The organism is Myxococcales bacterium (genome assembly GCA_016706225.1).
In the GTDB taxonomy this organism is placed as follows: Bacteria; Myxococcota_A; Polyangia; order Polyangiales; family Polyangiaceae; genus JADJKB01.
The window spans coordinates 140,312-156,452 of record JADJKB010000006.1 but is presented as its reverse complement, the minus strand read 5'-3'; the positions used below and the strand labels follow the sequence as shown (position 1 = coordinate 156,452).

Here is a 16,141-nt window from a genome sequence, read left to right as displayed (position 1 = left end):
CCGAGGGGTCGGGCGGCACCTATAGAAGTGCGGGGGCCAGCGCCAGGCCGCCGTCCCAACCCCCACACACCACCTCACTCGTTGATCGGTTGCGGCGTGTCGGGCTTCTTCTTCTTGATGGGTCGCGCCGAGTCGGGGTCAGCCGTTGCACTCGGTTCGGCGGCCGGCGCTGGGGTTGGCGCGATTGCAGGGGCCGCCTGGGTGATCACGGGCGAGGTGGCCGTGGGTTTCGGCGGCGGGGCCGGGAGCGCGGCGGCGGTTGCGGTCGCTGTCGCTGCGGTGTCGCCACCTTGCACCATCTGCACCACCACGTAGATCAGCGTGATCGCGATCAGGAAGACGATGGTCCCGCCAATGATCAGACCGGCACGGCTGCGCTGGGGGGTGTCGGCGATCGAGGCGGCGGCCGGGCGCGCGTTCGGCGTCGCTGCTGTGGCGTCCACGCCCATCAAGTGCAACTGCCGCTGCGCATCCTCGCGCCGCAACACGTGCATCGCCTTCTGCGTCATCGCACGCCGGGGATCCTCTTCCTGCACGACCCGAACTGGGACAATCTCCAGCGTCTTGTGATCGGCCGGCTTCGGCAGCGGTCGCGGCGGCACATACTCACTCGCGTAGTCGGGCGTCGGGCCCACCAGCGGAATCGTGTCCTTGTCCGCCAGCGCGTCCGCTTCGCTCGCAATCGCCGCCGAACCGTCGATCGGCGTGTCACCAAATGCGGGCGACCCCTCGCGTGGCGTGTCCGCCTCGAGTGCTGGGGGGACCGGTTTGGCCGGGGGCACCGGCGGCCGTCGCTCGTCGCTCATCAGTCGCGAACCCTTCAATCCCTCACTCCGCCGGTCCTGGCAAGCTTCCGTTGGGCTCATTTCACACACTCCGAAAGCCCGCTGTCTCGGTCCGCGGCTTTCCGCAGTTTCGTGGGATTTGCAGGCTGGGCCCGCGCGACCCTCGCCCGCTCGACGGGTTTCGGGCAGGCGTCGACTTCGCGGCAAAATTACGTAAAACTGCCGACCAGCTTGGCACGGCGGGACGGCTCTCATCGGCTTCGATACGCAACCGCGGCGGTGCTCGTCGTGGTTGCCTTCGCTGATTCCGCCCGCGCCGATCCGACCGCCGCCGAGGTCGCCGTTGCGCGGAAGGCCTTCGCCCAGGCCACCGAGCTCGAGTCCCAGAAACAGTGGGCCGACGCCGAGGTCAAACTGCGCGAGGCCCTCGCCATCAAGGAGACCCCGGGTCTGCGCTACCACCTGGGCTTCTGCCTGGAACACCAGGGCAAGCTCGTCGAAGCGCTGGTCGAATACGATCGCACCGACGAGATGCTGCAGCAGGGCGCCAAGGCGCCGGACGTCGCCGAGCTCCTCGGCCCCGCGCGCGACGGCGTGCGACAGCGCGTCGCGAATGTGACGTTGAAGACTCGGGCCAAGCTCGAGGGCGTCAGCATCGAGATCGATCACATACCGGTGAAGGACGTGCTCGTCGGCAAGGTGATCCCGCAGAACCCCGGGCGGCGGGTGATCACCGCCAGCGCGCCCGGTCGCCAGCCGTTCCGGCGTGAGCTGTCCCTTGCTGAGGGCGAGTCACGCGAGGTCGTGATCGATTTGCCGGAGCTCGGTGCGACGAAAGGACCCGCATCCCAGCCGGCCGCTGGGGGGCCGGCAGCAGGCGATAGCAGCGCCGGCGCGCAGCTCGACACGAGTCGGCCCGGCAGCGCTCGCACCATCGTGCTCGTGAGTGAGCTGGCGTTCACCGCCGTGGCGCTCGGCGCGGGCGTCTACTTCACGCTCGAAAAGGGCAAGAGCCAGGACCAGATCGACGCGGCCAATGCGGAGCTCGACCAACAAGTCGGCACAGGCGATTCGATTTGCCAGAAGCCCACCAAGGCCGCCGAGAACAGCTGCGGTCAGCTCCCGGATCTCACCGATCAGCGCAACCGCAGCGCGAACCTCGCCCTGGCCGGCTTCATCGGCGCGGGTGTTGGTGCCGCGGCGACCCTCACGACGTTCCTCTTGTGGAAGCCCGCACCGCGCAGCACGGCCCGCGTGCAGCTCACTCCCGTCGCAGCACCGCGCGCGCTCGGTCTCGGGATGAGCGGACGGTTCTAGAGCGCCGAACAGGTTGAACGTCGTTTGTTTTCAGCGACTTGCAAGGTGTTCTAGGCGCCCCTGCACGCCGCGCTGCGCGGCTCGCGAAGCGAAAGCATTTCTGCTCAGGGGCTGCGCGTTGGGTCTCGGTAGATCTCGGACAGTGGGAGCTCGCAGTCGAGCGAGCTCAGGGACACACGATCGGACGCGCGGCGCACGTCGAGTGTCCAGCGCGCGCCATCGCGACGCCAGATCTCGGCGCGCGGCTCGTCGTGGGCGAGGAGCACGATCTCCTTCAACGACTCGATGCGCTGGTAGTGCCAGAGTTTCTCGCCGCGGTCGTACTGTTCGGTGGACTTACTCAAAACTTCGACCACGACGCTGGGGTTCACCACGGTGTGAGCGTTGGGGTCGTCCGTGTCCGTCTCGAGCGGACCACACACGACCGTAACGTCCGGATACGTTCCGAGGCCGGTTGCCTTGACCCGCACCCGGAGGTCCGACGTGAACACCCGGCAGGGGCGATCGCGCAGAGCGTTGGTCAGCAGGCCGATCACGTTCGCGGCGATGGCCGTGTGATCGGGTGATCCGCCCGCCAGCGCCCACGCCACTCCGTCGAGGTACTCGTGCTTGACCTGGCTCCGCGCTTCCAGGTCGAGGTACTCCTGGAAGGTGAACTGCTGGCGGACAGCGTGGACCACCCACCGAGGGTAGCAGTGATTTTGGTACGCGGGGCCCGACCCGTTCGCCGCTCGACCGCGGGCGTGTGAACGCTGCGCGCGCCGCGCTATCCGTACTCGTACCCGACGGAGCTGCTTGAAACCGCCGCAGTTCGTGCAGCACGACTCGCTGTCCCAATTCGCATCGCCCGGGCGGCGGGCCAGGCGTGTGCGTGGAGCGGCGTCACGCACTCGGCCCAACCCGTCCGGTGTAGAGCGCGACGTGCGACGCGCATCCGCAGTGTTTGTCATTGGGCGCCGGGCACGCACGAATCAGCGCCACCGCGCGGTCGCCTTCTTCTCGTGACACCTGGGGCAAGAGGAACGCCTCGGACTCGCCCATGAAACGATCATGGTACCCCTCGACGGTGTAGAGCTCGCAGTGCTCGCAGAAGAAGTACGAGTAGATGTACTCATCGCCGGTGACGAAGATACAGATGGCCTCTCGCGCTCCCGGCAACTGTCGAGCGCACTGCACGCAGTTCACGCGCTGATGTTCGCCGGTTCGGCTGAGCTTTGCCAGCGCTGGCTGCCCAGACGCCGACGCTGCGCGCGGATGGGGGAGACGGGCGCGCACTGGTCTGAGGGGCGCCCCCGACTCAGCGGCGATGAGCGAGGGTCCAGAGGACAGGGATGATGTTGTCGAGCGCGTTGACCGCCGGGTCGGTGTCGTGCGGAGCGAGGTAGCCGCAGGCTCTGGCGAGGCGGAGGCCCATGCGGACTTCACGAGCGGAGTTGACGGCGTCCTCGAGACGCGACCTGCGTTTACCGGCCTTGGCCCAGAGGCCTTCGGAGGTGTTGAGTGCGGCGCTGGTGCTGGCCCGGCGGAGCTGCCTGGCCAAGTCTGGGTCTTGGCGAGCGATCTTGGCTGCCAGTCCGTGAACGATGCGTACCAACTCGACGAGTGAATCGATGACTCTCATGCAAATCTTCTCTTTCTGCGATCGGGATCGCAGCCTCCCCCCGGCGCCGCGCGCAGCGCGTGTCAACGGCGAGCGCGCAAGCGCTCGGCGCGGCGCAGCCGCGCGCACCGTTGATGCGCGCGAGCACGGCGGTAAATAGGAAGGCGACCGGAAGCATCACTCCCCGCCCAACGCGGTTGCGCCGCCGCCCCCAAGCGCCGGTTGTGCCGCGAGCAGTCCTGCGACTGATCCCGCGCCTGATCCTGCCCCTGCCCCCGATCCTGATCCTGCCCCTGATCCTGCCCCTGATCCCCTGCTCCTGATCCTGCCCCTGCTCCTGATCCTGCCTCTGATCCTGATCCCTGCCCCTGATCCTGATCCTGCTCCTGATCCTGCCCCTGCTCCTGATCCTGATCCTGATCCTGATCCCGTCCCCCCGCTCACTCCCCGCCGGTCACCGGAAACACGATCACATACGACCCCTCCGCCGGCTTGAACAACACGACCTTCTTCCCGAGCTTCGCCCGATCGTAGTGCTTCACCCAAGGCAAGCTGTGTTCCTGCCCCCACTCGCGTCGCTGCGCTCCGCGGTCTCCCCCCGATCCGTGCTCGCGCCGGCGAAGACGCCGACGCTGCGCGCGGATGGGGGAGACGGGCGCGCACTGGTCTGAGGGGCGCTCCCGACTCAGCGGCGATGAGCGAGGGTCCAGAGGACAGGGATGATGTTGTCGAGCGCGTTGACCGCCGGGTCGGTGTCGTGCGGAGCGAGGTAGCCGCAGGCTCTGGCGAGGCGGAGGCCCATGTGGACTTCACGAGCGGAGTTGACGGCGTCCTCGAGACGCGACCTGCGCTTGCCGGCCTTGGCCCAGAGGCCTTCGGAGGTGTTGAGTGCGGCGCTGGTGCTGGCCCGGCGGAGCTGCCTGGCCAGGTCTGGGTCTTGGCGAGCGATCTTGGCTGCCAGTCCGTGAACGATGCGTACCAACTCGACGAGTGAGTCGATGACTCTCATGCAAATCTTCTCTTTCTGCGATCGGGATCGCGGCCTCCCCCCGGCGCCGCGCGCAGCGCGTGTCAACGGCGAGCGCGCAAGCGCTCGGCGCGGCGGAGCCGCGCGCACCGTTGATGCGCGCGAGCACGGCGGTAAAATGGGAAGGCGACCGGAAGCATCAATCCCCGCCCAACGCGGTTGCGCCGCCGCCCCCAAGCGCCCGTTGTGCCGCGAGCAGTCCTGCGACTGATCCCGCGCCTGATCCTGCCTCTGCCCCCGATCCTGATCCTGCCCCTGATCCTGATCCCGATCCTGATCCTGCCCCTGATCCTGCCCCTGATCCTGATCCTGCCCCTGATCCTGCCCCTGCTCCTGATCCTGCTCCTGATCCTGATCCTGATCCCGTCCCCCCGCTCACTCCCCGCCCGTCACCGGAAACACGATCACGTACGACCCCGCCGCCGGCTTGAACAACACGACCTTCTTCCCGAGCTTCGCCCGATCGTAGTGCTTCACCCAAGGCAAGGCGGTCCAGGCCTCGCTGTCCTTGATGTACTCCGGCACGATCAGATCCAGTTCGACGTACCGCTCTCCGGTTGCCTTGCTCAGCTCGGCGCCGTAGCTCCAGGTCTCGCGCCCGGGGCGCGGCAGCTTGTCGTTGTGCAGCGCGCCGCCGTAGGCCACGACCACCCGCTCTTTGCCCGCCTTCTTGTTGCGCTCGACCTCGCCCACCGCGATGTCGCGGGTCAGCTTCGCGATCGTCTCGAGCATCACGCCGATGTCGCCGGCGCCCGCCTGGGTGATGCGCGTGAGGTCCTCACAACTCGGTCGCAAGAGGTCCGGCACGATGCCGAGCTCCTTGGCGCGCTTGCCAAGCACCAGGTACTCGTTCTGATTCGTCTCGGCTTGCGGCTCCGTCACGGGCTTCTGCTGCTTCCGAACCTGCTTCGTCTCCTTCTGACACTTCGCATTCGGCATCATCAGCTCGACCGCAAGGAAACTCGCCTTGCCCTTCAGCGCCGGCAACAACTGCTCGGTGAAGCGTTTGGTCGTCGAAGGCAGATCCTCCGTGCCCTTCTGCGCGTGCGCCTCCCCAATGCCGAGCACCAACGGTTTGTCCGCGAGCACCACCTCGAGCGCCTCCACCGCACTGTCGAACGTCCGACAGCCGAGCTCGCCACAGCTGGACGAGGGTGCGTCGGTAGAGGCAGGCGAACCACTCGCGCTCGGCGCCTGCGCGACACTCGGTGCGACCGGGATCGCGCTCGACGGATCGGCGTGCGGTGGCGGTGGCGGTGAGCTGGTGCAGGCGACGAACAGGACGGCGGGCAGGGTGAGGGTGAGGCGGTGAGGCATGCGAGCTCCGAGGGTAGATCAGGCGCCGGGGGCGTAGGCGATCGGGCAACAGGCAAAGGACAACTGCCAGCTCGGAAGGTTTGGGTTCGGGGCCGGGCGGGCCGCAATTCGTGCAAATCTCGGCTTCCGTGCTAGCGAGGGCTCGGGTCATGCCGACGCTCCTGCCGTCCGCTCCGCGCCGCTTCGCCGCTGGCGCTTTCGCCGTGCTGGCGCTCGCGGCGCTGTTGCCGACCGCCGAGGCCGTGGCGAAGAAGCCGACCTGTCCGGCTGGCATGGTCAGCATCGGGGGGCGTTTTTGCATCGACGCCTTCGAGGCCAGCCTGGACGTGGTCGACACCCGCGGTCGCACACTCAAGCGGCACTCGCCGTATCAAACCCCGGCGGCGGACCTGCGGGTCTTGGCGCGCTCGCGCCGCGGGGTCGTGCCGCAGGCGTACGTGAGTCAGGAGCAAGCAACGGCGGCGTGTGAGGCCGCGGGCAAGCGCCTGTGCAGCGACGACGAGTGGCTGAGCGCGTGCCGTGGGAAAGACGCGAGCCAGTATCCGTACGGTGCCGAACGCGAGACGGGTCGCTGCAACGACAAAGGTGTGTCGCCGCTGCGGGTCTTGCACGGCAAGGCCGACGGGCTCGAGGTGTTCGGCATGGAGGCCATGAACGACCCGCGCCTGAATCAGATAGCCGGCACCGTCGCCCGCACCGGACGCTTCAAGCGCTGCAAGGGGCCGGCCGGTACCTTCGACATGGTGGGCAACCTTCACGAGTGGACCGCCACACCCAGCGGGACCTTTCGCGGCGGTTACTACCTGGACAACGAGATCAACGGTAACGGTTGTGACTACGTCACCACGGCGCACAACACGAAGTATCACGACTACTCGGTGGGCTTCCGCTGCTGCAAGGGTGGCGGCGCGGCGACCCGTGGCAACAAGACCAACGCCAAGAAGGGCACGAAAAAGCGCACGCACGTGGTCGAGAGCGGACAGACCTTGAGTGGGATCGCTCAGCGGTACTCCAGCAGCGTGGACGCGATTTGTGAGGCGAATGGCATCGACCAGAAATCGCCGATCGTCCCGGGGCAAGAACTGGTCATCCCGGAGTGAAGCCAAGACTGGGTCTTTGGACCGCGGGCCGAGGTCCGCGCACCGCAGCCTGCGCTTGCGAACTGCCTCATCTCGGCATAAACCACGCGGGCACACCGTGAGGAAGACCCGCCCGCAGCTCGTACTCATGGGAGTGCTCGTCTCGGCGGCGCTCTCGGGCAGTGGCTGCTCGGACGGCAACGGCGATGACCCCAAAGAGTGCACCATCAAGGCGGCGTTCGAGCTGACCGTTCGGACCGTGTCCGGCGCGCTGCCAGGCGATACGACTCTCGAGGTGAAGTACGGTGGCGGCGTCGAGGCCTATCGCGTCGACCAGGGCATGCAGAATCAAGAGGTTGTCCTGTGCACTACGGACACGGCGGACGCCAGCGACGCGGGACAGGCGGCCAACGAGGTGTACTGCAAGCTGTGGACGCAGGGCGCGGCGGCCGTCACCGTCACGGCCACGGGTTACCCCACGGTCAAGCAGGATCTCGAGGCAAAAGCCCAGGGCAAGTGCATTCAGACCGTCCCGGTCGAGATTGTCCTCGGCGATCAAGACGCCGGGATCTGAGTCCCGCGGCGCGCTCCAGCCGCTGCGCGCCTGTGCGGCGCATGACATCCACCCGCTCGGGCGCTACACCTCCGCCCGGAGGGACAATGATTCAGAACCACAGTGTGGTGCGCGATGGATTCGCGCGCGTCGACGAGCTCGCACCGATCACCGATCTCGATGAAGCCTGGCTGGTGTCCGGCCACGGGCCCAAGCTGCGCGCCGTGCGCAAGGCTGCCGAGGGTTTGCGCGAGCGAATCGTCCGCGGCCCGCGCATCGTTAGCGTGCGCTCGCTGCCCATCACCACCCTGGGTTATCCGACGAAGTACGCGTTCTGGAGCGCACCGCTCTCACCCGCGCCCTACGTGATCATGACACACCGCTGTTTGCTGGTGCAGTTCCTGCGACGCGGTGAGCTGAAGACGTTGCTGTTCAATCCAACGGATGACGTGGCGGCGCGCAAGACGCCGTTCTTCGAGCGGACGATCCGCCAGGTCGGCGACTACATCGCGTTCAACCTGCTGGCCAAACGCTTCGACTCGCTGGAGCACCAGCTGTCGGCTTTGGGGGTCACGCCCGAGTCCGTGGACTACCTGGCGTTCGATCACTTTCACACCCAAGATCTTCGCGGGCTGCTCGGGACCACGGACTCGCGTCACACCGCGCGCTTCCCCAACGCCAAGCTGCTTGCCCCGCGCGCGGAGTGGGACGACTGGGACGACTTGCACCCGATGCAGCAGGCGTGGTTCGTCGCCGACGGCAAGCTCGGCGTGCGCACGGACAAGGTCGCGCTGACCGATGGCGACTTCCAGCTCGGTGACGGGGTGCTCTTGCTGCGCACTCCCGGGCACACGAGCGGCAACCAGACGCTGTTCTTCAACACCGCCGACGGTGTCTGGGGTTGCAGCGAAAACGGGACCTGCGCCGACAACTGGTCGCCCCACGACAGCCGCATCAAGGGACTCTCCCGGACCGCCCGCCTGCAGGACCTGGACGTGATCTTGAACGCCAACACACCGGAGCTGGGCGCAACGCAGTACACGTCGATGACGCTGGAAAAGACCCTCGTGGACCGCGTGAACCGCGCACCCGGTTTCGTGCAGATGTTCCCGTCCAGCGAGGTGACCCCGAGCCCGCTCGCTCCGGGACTCAGCCCCACCATCTTGCATGGCGGTCTGGTCTACGGTGACGTGAGCCACGCGGAGGCGCAGCGCGCTGATCGGAGCCGGGTCTCGGCCGCAGCCGCGCGCGCCTGACGCTGGAGCATGGCGGGTGCGGCGGCGTCTCTTCCTCTGCGCCCCCGCGTCACTTCTTTTCGGGCGGAACTTCGTTGATGTCCACCCGGGGGCCGTACGAGCGGAGGACCGCACGTTCGCGGCCGAAGTCGTCACCGATGCTGCCCTCGGCGTCGAGTGACACGATGCCAATGTCCGGGCAGAACGTGGTGATGACGCGTTTCTTCACCACCTGGCTGTCCTCGATGGTCTCGACGCAGCCGGTGAAACGGCCAGCCGGCGTCTCGATCGTCGCGTCGATGCTGCGGACGACGACCTGCCCGAACTGACCCTTGAACTGCGAGGCAACCTCGAGCGGCGCCTTCAACAACCAACCGCCGTTCTCCAGGCGGATGCCCTGCGGCGCGATCTCCAGGCGCTGCGCGCGACCGCCCACGGTGAGCACGGCTTGATTGGGGCGCGGGCGGTCGACGTGCATCATGAGCACGCCCTTTTCGCCCGTGTTCTCGATGGAAGTCTCGAACGCGTACACGGTGTCGGCCGTCAGCGGCATGAATCGCTCGACGTCCGTGATGACGGGCTTGGTGGGTCCGAGCTTGCTGTTGTTCTGCGCAGCCGGCGCGCCCCCGCAGGCCGTGAAGAGCAGCACGGTGGCGAGCTCAAGGTTTGTGCGTGTACGCATGCAGCACCAGGACCAATAACAGCATCATCGAGGCCAGGAGCAGGTACTTGATCAGTGGGTCGGGTTCGAGGCGCTGACGGAGCTCGAGGGCGGCGTCGCGCACTTCCGGGTTTTGTGCACGGTTGGCCAGCTCGGGAGCGCCCTGCCGAACCGCGGCGAAGTCCCCGCGTTCGAAGGCAGCGACCAGCTTGTCGAGCTCGGGATCACTCGGGAACGAGAGCAAGAAGCGCGGGCGCTCACGACCCTCGGCGTCGAGCGCGCCAGGCACGTCCGTGCGCTCGGACCCCGAGGTGGCGCTGGCCGGCACGGGGTCGTCCGCGTTCTCGTCGCCTGCTCCCGCACGGGTCCGCTTGCGCTTCTTCTTCTTTTTCTTCTTGGCGGGGGCGGGCTCCTCGTCGTCGTCGCCCGCTGCGCGCGCGTCGTCGTCACGCTCGCCCGCTTCTGCGGCCGGCTCCGCGTCGGTGTTCTCTTGCGCGTCGTCAGCCGGCAGCTCGCCGTCGTCGTCGCCGTCGGTCTCTGGTTTCTCGTCGTCGGACATGGCTCAAAACTGGAAGTAGACGAAGGGTACCGCGTCTGCGGTGGCCATGGCACGCAGCGCGAGGCCAACGCAGAACAACGCCATTCCCTGGGCTGGCGCCGGCATTTGTGCAAAAACACGCTGCGCCCCCAGGTACCAGCGCTCGGGTGCCCAGTGAGAGAGCAGGCCCAGAGCCAGGAGGCCGAGCACCGGTGCGGGCAGGTTCGGGTGGTACGTCGTGAGTGTGCCGAGCTGAGCGAAGATGATCGAGGCCTTGGCGAAGGTCTCGGCGCGGAAGAAGATCCACGCGACACACACCAGGTGGAACGTGCCGAGCACACTCAGCGCGTGGACCCACGGCGAGCTACGTTTTCTCACACCCAAGCGAGCTCGCCAGGCGGTGTACGCCCGGGTCACCGCCAGGGCGGCGCCGTGCAGGCCACCCCAGACCACGAAGGTCCAGTTGGCGCCGTGCCACAGGCCGCCGAGCAACATGGTCAGCATCAGGTTCACGTAGGTGCGCGCCTCGCCTTTGCGGTTGCCGCCGAGCGGCACGTAGAGGTAGTCGCGCAGCCAGGTCGACAGTGAGATGTGCCAGCGACGCCAGAAGTCCTGGATGTTGGGCGCCTTGTAGGGTGAGTCGAAGTTGAGCGGGAACCGCACACCGAGCAACAACGCCGAGCCGATGGCGATGTCGGTGTAGCCGGAGAAGTCGCAGTAGATCTGCACCGCGTAACCCAGCACCGCCGAGTAGCACTCGAGAGCGGAGTACTGCGTCGGGGCGTCGAACACCCGGTCTACGAGGTTCAACGCGAGGTAGTCCCCGATGATGATCTTCTTCGACAGACCCGCCGCGATCAGGAACAGCCCCTCGCTGCCCTCCGCCGAATTCCAGCGCGCCTTGCCGGCGAGCTGCGGCAAGAGATCGCGCGGGCGAACGATGGGACCGGCGACGAGGTGCGGGAAGAAGGCCACGAAGGCCAGGTACTCGACGTAGCTCCGGTGAGGCTCGATCTGGCGCCGGTAGACGTCGATCACGTAGCTCATCGACTCGAAGGTGAAGAAGCTGACGCCGATGGGCAGCGCGACTCGCAGCGCGACCTCGGGCACGTGAACCCCTACCTTGCCCAGAACGACGGTTGCGGTATCGATGCCGAAGTTGAAGTACTTGAAGATCCCGAGCACACCCAGGTTCAGGATCACCGTGCCAGCGAGCCACAGCTTGCGGGAGCGATCGCTGCCGGCGCGGGCGATGGCGTGGCCGAGCAACCAATCGAGGGTCGACGAACCCCAGATGAGCGGCAGGAAACGCCAGTCCCAGTGGGCGTAGAACACGTAGCTCGCGCCCAGGATGAACAACAGGCGCACCTTCTTGGCGCGCACGAGCAGGTACAGGCCGACAGGCGCGAGCACGCAGCCGGCGGCGATGATCGGCAGGCTACGTGGAATGGGTAAACCAATGCTGGTCAAGGCCAGCGTCAGCGGGTCGCGTCCGGTGTGGTGAAACGACAACCAGGCGAGCCCGCTGACGTTGACGAGCACCGACGCGAGGGTGACACGGACCGAAGGAAGCTGGGCCTCTTCCGCCAAACCAGACGGCGCGCTGCGACGACACAGCGTGAGCGTCAGCGCGAACGCGATCAGTGTGATGCCGCCGCTCGTGGCCGTGAGCGGCACCGAGAGCGCGAAGGTTGCCAGAGCAAACCACGGTAGCAGCGCTGTCCAACGCCGACTGACGAGCACCCAGGCCACGACGAACACGACGGCGAAAAATTTCGCGTAGGCGAGGGTGTTGAACAGCACGGAAGGGCCCTACCATAACCTGGTGTTTTCCCCGGATGGGCAGCCCCGACCTTTTTCGCGGGCGCCCCGCCGAGCCCTCCGCGCCCCCCTGCCTCCGATCTTCGGGCTCGTGTGCGCTCGAATGGGTTGACGAGGGACCGGTCGAGGAGAACCTTATGCCACCGTGCTCAAGCGCGTGCTCTTTGGTCTGTTGAAAGGCTCCGTCGTCGGCGGGCTCCTTGGCGCGGCCGTCGTCTTCGGCCTGGGCATGCCCGTGTTCGCTGCGTGGCTCGCGTACGTGGCGGCGGCGCTGACCGGTGCGCTCACCGGCCTGGTCGCGGGGCGCGCCATCTGGGAGAAAGACGCGCGCATCGAGGCGGGGTTGAAGGCCGGCGTGGGCGCGGTGATCGCCACGCTGGCGATGTTCGCGGTTCGCAAATGGTTGAACGTCAGCTTGAACCTGGGACAGCTCGGACACGGCGCGGTCGGGCAGCTGCCACTCGCGAGCTTGCCGTTGATTTCGACGGTGCTGGCGTTGTTCTACGAGCTCGACAACACGGGAGACTCGGGCGCGCCGGAGACCCCCGCGAAGAAGGTACGCGTCGAGGCTGAGGGAGCCGACGCTGTGGCCTCGACGGACGATCTGCAAGCGGCGCTCGAAGCCGACGACGAAGAGGCCGCGCGCAAGGCTACCAAACACTGAGCCGCCGGATGCCGCCCTTTCGCATCGTGCTCTGGGTCGCCAGCCTTGGTGGGCTGGCGCTGCTCGCGCGCACGCTGATCATCGAGCCGGTGCCAATCTGGCTCGCCCTCGCGGCGTTCGTCGTGTACGCGCTGCTCTGCACCGTGGGTGTGCTGGTGCCGCAGCTCGAGATGTTCGGTGACGTCGAGTGGCGGGGCGAGCCAGGCTCGCGCGCGGTTGCGCTGACCTTCGACGACGGCCCGAACCCCAAGACCACGGGCAAAGTCCTCGAAATTCTGGCGCGCGAGGGCCACAAAGCCACGTTCTTCGTGGTCGGCAGGAAGGCCCTCGCCCACGCCGACGTCATCCGGCAGATCCACGAGGCGGGTCACGAGATCGGGCTGCACGGTTATCAGCACGACCGGCTGTATTCGTTCAAACCACCCAAACACGTGGAGGAAGACATCGCGCGCACTCAGCTCGCGGTCGAGCAAGCGTGTGGTTTCCGCCCGACCTTGTTCCGTCCGCCTGTTGGCCATGTCAGCTCGCGCACCGCGGCCGGGGCGAAGCGCGCCCACGTCCGCACCGTTGCCTGGTCCGCCCGCGGGCTCGACGGGGTGGGTCCGACCGACGCCGAGCGAGCCTACGCCCGCATCGAGCCTGGGCTCGTCGACGGCGCCATCGTGCTCTTGCACGATTCGGCGGAGCGAGACGACTTCGAGCCGGCCAGCGTGGAGCTCTTGCCGCGGCTGCTCGAGGAGCTTGGTGATCGAAAGCTTCGCGCAGTGACCGTCACCGAGCTGCTCGATGGTCCGCTCAGCGAGGAGTTGGACGAGCCACCGAGCAGCGAGACAACCTGAGGCCGGATCAAGGCTTGACGATGGGCGCGGGGAGTCCCAGCAGCCTGGCGTTGCCGATGCCCGTGCTCGCCAGCGCAAAGACGGACTTGTCCATGACGGCGAGCCCCTGAATGCGCGTTGCCTTCATGCTCGCGAAATCGGTGTTGGTCCAGGTGGGCTTGGCCTCAGGAGTCAGCGGCAGCTGCCATACTGCCAAGGCGGCCCTGCCAGCTCCGGGATCTTCCACGTTGGTCGCGCCGACGGCGCCCCCCACGAATAGCTCGGAACCGAGCGTGGTCATGCGGCTGAAGACTTCGGCGCCGGGCCCGGGATCCCAGGTGACGACGGCCTGAACCGCGCCCGTTGCCACGCTGAGCGAGGCGGCGAAAGCGAAGGGTTCGGCAGAACCAATGCGCGCGTGTCCCACGACGTGAGCGACATCGTCGACCACCAACAGATCACGCGCGCTCGCAGCTTCGCCAGGCAGGACCAGCTCTGGGGAGGTGAAGCTCGGTTTGCACGCGCAGGTCGGAGGAGCGCAGTCCACGGCGTTCACACGCGCCAACTTCAGCTTGCCCTGGGTCTCGATCACGAGGAGCGCGGAGTCGGCGAGCGCCGCAACGGCGCGCGCGCCCGTCGCACCGGCGAGGTTCGCGGAACATGCGCTAGCGCCGGATGCTCGTGCCACCCAGGGGCCGCTCGACTCCGAGCTACCGACCGACCATGCCCCGGAGCTGCCCGCGGATAGATCGGCGATCACCGCGTCCGCAGCCAGAGCGCTCGGGGTAGCGCTGCTCTTCAGTTTTCCGGTCTTGGGATCGAGCTCGGCAAAGCTGATCTTTCCGTCGCTCGACCCTGCCAAGAACACGGAGCCAGCGCTCTCCGCGATTGCCTGCGCCGAAGAGCCGAGCGCTGACAGCGGGAAGACGACGCTTCCGACCTTGCCGCTGCACGTCTCGGCAGTGACGAGCACTGCTTGTGATGGTTTCCCGTTGTCGTCGGAGGATGTCCCCGCGGCCAACAGCTCCGCCCCGGTGGTGGCCAAACCCGCCGGCATCGGAAATCCGAGCTCGACCTGCCACGGACCGCACGTCGGCACGCAGAGCCCGTTGGCGGTGAGCTCGGTTCCTTCCGGGCAGGCCGGGGTGCATTCGTCCTTGTCACAGCCCACGCCCCCCGCCCCGCCGGCGCTGGTGCTCCCGGTGCCGCCAGCTCCGTAGTTGAACTGGTCCGGCGCACAGCCCAGGGCGGTGATTGCCAGCACGATCGCTGAAAGCTTCTCGCCCATGATGGATGACATATTATCCCAGATGGGGGACGCTGAGTACCACCGAACGGCGGCTATTCACGAACCCAATGACGAGGCGCCGTGATCGCTTCAGGCAGCATCATCAGCAAAAAATACCGACTGGTTCGCTGCCTGGGTGAAGGCGGGATGGGGGAGGTGTGGGAGGCGCTGAATTTGCGGACGCAGCGCCCGTTCGCGCTGAAGCTCGTTCACGCTGACAGTCAGATCGCGCCGGAGTTGCGTGAACGGATGTTGCGCGAGGCGAGTGTGGCGGGGCGCCTGCAGCATCCGAACGTGATCGAAGTGTACGATGTAGGTGAGACGGAGGCGGGCGAGCCGTTCCTGGTGATGGAGCTGCTCAGCGGAGAGACGCTGGCGGAGCTGCTCGATCGCCGTGGCAACCTGGATTCGACCCGAGCGGCGGCGGTCGGCGCCGAGATCACCGCGGCGCTCGGCGCTGCGCACGCGTCCGGAGTCGTGCATCGCGATCTGAAACCCGCGAACGTCTTTCTGCACGAAGATCCCGGCCACGGTCGGGTGGTCAAGGTGCTCGACTTTGGTGTGAGCAAGTTGCTCGTCCCCGACGGCCCGTCTTCGACCGTGACCGGCGCGCCCATCGGAACGCCGGCGTATATGAGCCCGGAGCAGGCCCGCGGGTTGCGAGACCTGGACCAGCGTACCGACCTCTGGTCGGTCGGCGTGATGCTGTTCGAGATGGTGGCCGGCCGTCTGCCGTTCGACGGCACGACCGCCTACGCCGTGGTGGGTGAGGTGTTGCACGGCAACGTGCCGCGACTGTCGGAGCACGCGCCGAGTGTCGACCCGCGGCTCGACGCGATCGTCGCAAAGTGCCTCGAGCGAGACCCGGAGCTCAGGTGGGCTTCGGCGCGGGAGCTCGGGGCGGCGATCGAGTCGATCCTGCCGAAGCGGGCGAGCGCCGTCGTGGCCGACTTCGACGAGGACGCCACGCTGTCCCGGAAGGTCGCGCGCGTCGCGCCGCCGAGCGAGATCTCAGACACCGCAACCACTGCCGTCGTGGGTCCACGGGCACCCGTGTCCGCTCAGACGCCGAGCCTCGTGCTTCCGACGCAAACGCGTCGGCTGTGGCCGGTCGCGCTGGTCAGCTTGGTCGGGTTGTTCCTGCTGGGAGTGATCGGCGTCACGGTCTATTTGCGCATGGGGTCAGCCCCCAGCGCGGACGTCGAGGGGGTTCCGCCGACCGTCGCACCTGCGGTTGCCGCCGTGAGCCCGGGTCCTCCGGAGCTTGCGCCCGCGACACTCCCGGCTCCATCGAACAGCGTGTCACCACCGACGCCACCGAGCGCTTCGGCCTCTGCAGCGGAGAAGAAGAAACCCCCGCTACGCTTCGCGCCCTGCCCCAAGGACAAACTTCTGCTCGACCCGGTCACTGGCAAGCCGCGCTGTGTGCGCTGACCTC

Annotated in this window: 17 protein-coding genes; 7 read left to right on the top strand and 10 right to left on the bottom strand. The window is 67.2% G+C overall.

All coding sequences use genetic code 11. The features are described 5' to 3' along the window. Positions 1-74 precede the first annotated feature (74 nt). On the bottom strand, positions 75-806 hold the full coding sequence (locus IPI67_14000) for a hypothetical protein (GenBank protein MBK7581314.1): 732 nt from the start codon (positions 804-806) through the stop codon (positions 75-77). A gap of 210 nt (positions 807-1,016) precedes the next feature. Here IPI67_14000 and IPI67_13995 point away from each other — a divergent pair, with 210 nt between their 5' ends. Continuing rightward, positions 1,017-2,102, top strand: coding sequence for a hypothetical protein (locus tag IPI67_13995; GenBank protein MBK7581313.1), 1,086 nt, complete (start codon positions 1,017-1,019; stop codon positions 2,100-2,102). Positions 2,103-2,206: 104 nt separating this feature from the next. On the opposite strand, the gene IPI67_13990 is transcribed toward IPI67_13995, so the two are convergent. The 5 genes from IPI67_13990 to IPI67_13970 all read right to left on the bottom strand — a co-directional run bounded on the left by IPI67_13990 (position 2,207) and on the right by IPI67_13970 (position 5,836). Beyond that, positions 2,207-3,052: a Uma2 family endonuclease gene (locus tag IPI67_13990; GenBank protein ID MBK7581312.1), complete on the bottom strand. Its 846-nt coding sequence runs from the start codon at positions 3,050-3,052 to the stop codon at positions 2,207-2,209. After that, complete coding sequence (locus tag IPI67_13985; GenBank protein MBK7581311.1) at positions 2,985-3,287, bottom strand: hypothetical protein; 303 nt, start codon at positions 3,285-3,287, stop codon at positions 2,985-2,987. The genes IPI67_13990 and IPI67_13985 overlap by 68 nt, the downstream gene beginning before the upstream one ends. 112 nt (positions 3,288-3,399) lie before the next feature. Then, entirely contained in the window at positions 3,400-3,723 is a 324-nt protein-coding gene (locus tag IPI67_13980; GenBank protein MBK7581310.1) for a four helix bundle protein, read from the bottom strand. A gap of 664 nt (positions 3,724-4,387) precedes the next feature. After that, positions 4,388-4,711 (bottom strand): four helix bundle protein, encoded by a 324-nt coding sequence (locus tag IPI67_13975; protein ID MBK7581309.1) that lies wholly within the window; start codon positions 4,709-4,711, stop codon positions 4,388-4,390. 393 nt (positions 4,712-5,104) lie between these two features. Beyond that, positions 5,105-5,836: a hypothetical protein gene (locus IPI67_13970; GenBank protein MBK7581308.1), complete on the bottom strand. Its 732-nt coding sequence runs from the start codon at positions 5,834-5,836 to the stop codon at positions 5,105-5,107. Between the two features lie 359 nt (positions 5,837-6,195). Here IPI67_13970 and IPI67_13965 point away from each other — a divergent pair, with 359 nt between their 5' ends. The 3 genes from IPI67_13965 (at position 6,196) to IPI67_13955 (ending at position 8,934) form a co-directional block, all read left to right on the top strand. Beyond that, positions 6,196-7,146 (top strand): SUMF1/EgtB/PvdO family nonheme iron enzyme, encoded by a 951-nt coding sequence (locus IPI67_13965; protein MBK7581307.1) that lies wholly within the window; start codon positions 6,196-6,198, stop codon positions 7,144-7,146. Between the two features lie 97 nt (positions 7,147-7,243). Further along, complete coding sequence (locus IPI67_13960; GenBank protein MBK7581306.1) at positions 7,244-7,699, top strand: hypothetical protein; 456 nt, start codon at positions 7,244-7,246, stop codon at positions 7,697-7,699. An 86-nt stretch (positions 7,700-7,785) separates the two neighbouring features. Then, positions 7,786-8,934, top strand: coding sequence for a hypothetical protein (locus IPI67_13955; GenBank protein MBK7581305.1), 1,149 nt, complete (start codon positions 7,786-7,788; stop codon positions 8,932-8,934). A 49-nt stretch (positions 8,935-8,983) separates the two neighbouring features. Here IPI67_13955 and IPI67_13950 read toward each other — a convergent pair whose 3' ends face one another. The 3 genes from IPI67_13950 to IPI67_13940 are packed head-to-tail and all read right to left on the bottom strand — an operon-like array spanning position 8,984 to position 11,561. Beyond that, entirely contained in the window at positions 8,984-9,562 is a 579-nt protein-coding gene (locus IPI67_13950) for a hypothetical protein (GenBank protein ID MBK7581304.1), read from the bottom strand. 10 nt (positions 9,563-9,572) lie between these two features. After that, on the bottom strand, positions 9,573-10,133 hold the full coding sequence (locus IPI67_13945; protein ID MBK7581303.1) for a hypothetical protein: 561 nt from the start codon (positions 10,131-10,133) through the stop codon (positions 9,573-9,575). Between the two features lie 3 nt (positions 10,134-10,136). Then, complete coding sequence (locus IPI67_13940; GenBank protein ID MBK7581302.1) at positions 10,137-11,561, bottom strand: MBOAT family protein; 1,425 nt, start codon at positions 11,559-11,561, stop codon at positions 10,137-10,139. 517 nt (positions 11,562-12,078) lie between these two features. Between IPI67_13940 and IPI67_13935 the strand changes: the two genes are divergently transcribed. Together IPI67_13935 and IPI67_13930 are read left to right on the top strand one after the other, a co-directional pair. Further along, on the top strand, positions 12,079-12,597 hold the full coding sequence (locus IPI67_13935; protein MBK7581301.1) for a hypothetical protein: 519 nt from the start codon (positions 12,079-12,081) through the stop codon (positions 12,595-12,597). A gap of 8 nt (positions 12,598-12,605) precedes the next feature. Continuing rightward, positions 12,606-13,436: a polysaccharide deacetylase family protein gene (locus tag IPI67_13930; GenBank protein MBK7581300.1), complete on the top strand. Its 831-nt coding sequence runs from the start codon at positions 12,606-12,608 to the stop codon at positions 13,434-13,436. Positions 13,437-13,443: 7 nt separating this feature from the next. Here the strand turns inward: IPI67_13930 and IPI67_13925 are convergent, their stop codons facing one another. Further along, positions 13,444-14,703, bottom strand: coding sequence for a hypothetical protein (locus tag IPI67_13925; protein ID MBK7581299.1), 1,260 nt, complete (start codon positions 14,701-14,703; stop codon positions 13,444-13,446). Between the two features lie 81 nt (positions 14,704-14,784). On the opposite strand from IPI67_13925, the gene IPI67_13920 reads away from it, so the two are divergent. Then, positions 14,785-16,137 (top strand): protein kinase, encoded by a 1,353-nt coding sequence (locus IPI67_13920; protein MBK7581298.1) that lies wholly within the window; start codon positions 14,785-14,787, stop codon positions 16,135-16,137. Positions 16,138-16,141: the final 4 nt, after the last annotated feature.